The 2,480-nt window shown below is 57.2% G+C and carries 4 protein-coding genes; 1 reads left to right on the top strand and 3 read right to left on the bottom strand.

Annotated elements, in window-relative coordinates:
* Positions 1-177: 177 nt before the first annotated feature.
* The gene (locus tag OZ411_RS42670; RefSeq protein ID WP_282532757.1) at positions 178-306 is read right to left on the bottom strand and encodes a hypothetical protein; all 129 of its coding nucleotides are present in this window, start codon (positions 304-306) and stop codon (positions 178-180) included.
* Positions 307-454: 148 nt separating this feature from the next.
* Between OZ411_RS42670 and OZ411_RS42675 the strand changes: the two genes are divergently transcribed.
* Positions 455-643 (top strand): hypothetical protein, encoded by a 189-nt coding sequence (locus tag OZ411_RS42675; RefSeq protein WP_282532758.1) that lies wholly within the window; start codon positions 455-457, stop codon positions 641-643.
* Between the two features lie 422 nt (positions 644-1,065).
* Here OZ411_RS42675 and OZ411_RS42680 read toward each other — a convergent pair whose 3' ends face one another.
* Entirely contained in the window at positions 1,066-1,308 is a 243-nt protein-coding gene (locus OZ411_RS42680) for a hypothetical protein (protein ID WP_282532759.1), read from the bottom strand.
* A gap of 375 nt (positions 1,309-1,683) precedes the next feature.
* Positions 1,684-2,106 (bottom strand): hypothetical protein, encoded by a 423-nt coding sequence (locus tag OZ411_RS42685; protein WP_282532760.1) that lies wholly within the window; start codon positions 2,104-2,106, stop codon positions 1,684-1,686.
* Between the last annotated feature and the right edge of the window lie 374 nt (positions 2,107-2,480).

A 2,480-nucleotide genomic window follows, 5' to 3' on the forward strand; every position in this document is an offset into this window, starting at 1 on the left:
CGCGACCAAGTCCGGTCTACCCCAAAGAGTTGACGTGAGGCCGAGGGGCTGGCTAGTCGCGTACGGGCCAATAGCGGTCGTTGCCCTGTTCGGCAGGACCCGTCCTCACCACCAGTCATTCTCCCTTTGCGAAGCAACAAAGAATTATCCGGCCGTCTGGACGGCTCTGACTCGTTTTTAGGGGGCGGGGGCCGTGGTCGTTTTGGGCGCACTTTTCATCTGGCAATCGTCACAGGCCTTTGCGCGGCTCATGACGGCTTTGTGGTGACGATAGAGCGCGAGCATATTGCCGATGCCGGCGAACATCGCGGGGTCTCCGGGATCGGCCACCAATATTGTTGAGGTCGCTCCCAATCGCAATCGACCGCGACCGAGCGTTATCTCGTAATTGCAGCCTTGTATGACCTGTTAAAATGGGCACAGTATACTGGCTTCGGGATCGGAGGAAGATGCCATGCCCGAAGCACAAAGCGACATTGATTATACGGTTGATATCGGCAGACACGAGACGACGTTCCGTGCGAACACACCCAAAGGAGAGGAATTCCTCGGCGGCGTTGACCTAACTATGTCCAATGAGGAAGCGCATACATTCATACAGGATGCCCGCGTAGCAGGGCTGATGGTCAAATCGTTTTTCTAGCGCTTTCGCAAATACAATCATCCACAAGGGCACGCGGCTTCACGCCATTCCAGTTCAGTGCCACGGCTCCCGCGCGACGCACTTGCACTGTAGCGGCGGAATGCGCTCACGGCGGAAAATCGCGCTGTATTTGGCAAATCACCTAAATGCTGCATCGGCTCACCGCAGACCTCACATTTGCGAGCCGTGACTTTACGCTGCGGATCGGCAACTCGGGTCATGGAAGCTATTAACACCTTTGAGACACGCCAAACCGCGTGGACCCATGCAAATGGTTTAGCGAACGCTCTTGCCGATGAAGAGGAGCATGCCTTCCTCATTTCGCTTGACCGATTGGATCGTGCCACCCGTTGTCGTCTCCTTTTGTTGCAACAGATTGGTCGCCCCAGCTCCTAGACGCACCGCCGCGGGACCTAACGGCCTTACTTCGAGGCTTTGGTGATCTTGTGCTCCAAGTGGCCGGTCTCATGATCACGGCGGAGCTGGCTCAACGATGTCTCGTTCAGCTTAAGTAGAACCTCGCGGAGCTTCTCGGTGTCAGGATAGCCTGCTGCGAAACTCCGGCCGTACACCTCGCGCAACGTGCGAATGAGGGTGTTTCCGTGTTTGGCGCTGATTTCTCCGTCCGTGTTGCGGTGGCGGTTGTCGAGAGTGCCCTTGCTCATACTGCCCTCCTTTGTGCCTGCGCTGACAGCATCCACTCGCCGAGACCAAATCGCAACAACGCGTGCTCGGGAAATGCCTTTGCACTGCGTAGCTTTAGGCAGCCGGCGATTGGCTCAAGGAGCGCTTGTTTAACTCGTCCCGCCTCCGTCCAATGCGACCACGGACACTTAAAGCATATTGGGGACGTATTAGGTCAAACCTCCTGACACACTGCTAAGCTCCTTAAATCGCCAGTCGCACCGCCGCAGCGCTCGTTTTTGTTTTCACAAGCCTGGACCGGAGGGCAATAGGATGCATTGCATCACAGCATGGTCTACATAGGAAAATAATGCCCGTTGGCGCTTTTCCCCTCAAGGAAGGAAAGTTGACATCACTCAAGATCGTTGCGCCGGACGCCTGACGAGGCCAACGCCGAGGACGAACACGCCGACTGCCAGCAGCGCTGCGCCGACGTAGGCGAGATAGATGAGCCCGTTCGGGGCCTTCGCGTCAGGCGACAAGACGGACAGGAAAAAAGCCGCCGGCACCAGGATTGCGGCGATAGGAATCGAACCTCGCACAAGCCATTTCATCGCATTCGAGAGCTTGGCCTCATCCACGTAGCGCAGCGCCACGAGCGCCAGGACGAGCCAAACGCCCGCATGTGCATGGCCGGCGCGCCACAAATCCTGGCGCAACGGGTTCTCCATGTACTTCGGGTCGCCGATCAGAAGAGAAAGGAGGCTTACGCCACCATACATGACCGTCGGCAGAACGATCAGAAGAATGCCGGCTAAGCGGCGTGACTCATTGCTCATGGTCATCTCCAACCTTCAAGAGTTCGCAACACGACGAGACCTCGCGAGAGATATGCGTGACGACCCGTTCGCGACAATGTCGGCGGCGTGCGCAGGCGCCGGGTGCCGGCTCGATCTTCGTCCGCAACCAATGAAATTGCGCGCCGCTATGAGTATTTCGGAAGTCGCATCTGATCTGCTGCGGGTCCGTTCTTCCCTCAGGAGCAGACATCGAAAGAAGCACTCAGCATGTCCGAGAAGGGCCAACAGGCGACATTCCCGGCTTGGCCTGATATGAAAGAGGCCGCCAACTGAGGCGGCCATGGGGAATTAACGCACCGTTCAATGTAGGCGACCGAGTAAAGAAGCGATCAGGTTACGAATACCCGGGTTTC

The organism is Bradyrhizobium sp. Arg237L, from assembly GCF_029990105.1.
Classification (GTDB): domain Bacteria; phylum Pseudomonadota; class Alphaproteobacteria; order Rhizobiales; family Xanthobacteraceae; genus Bradyrhizobium.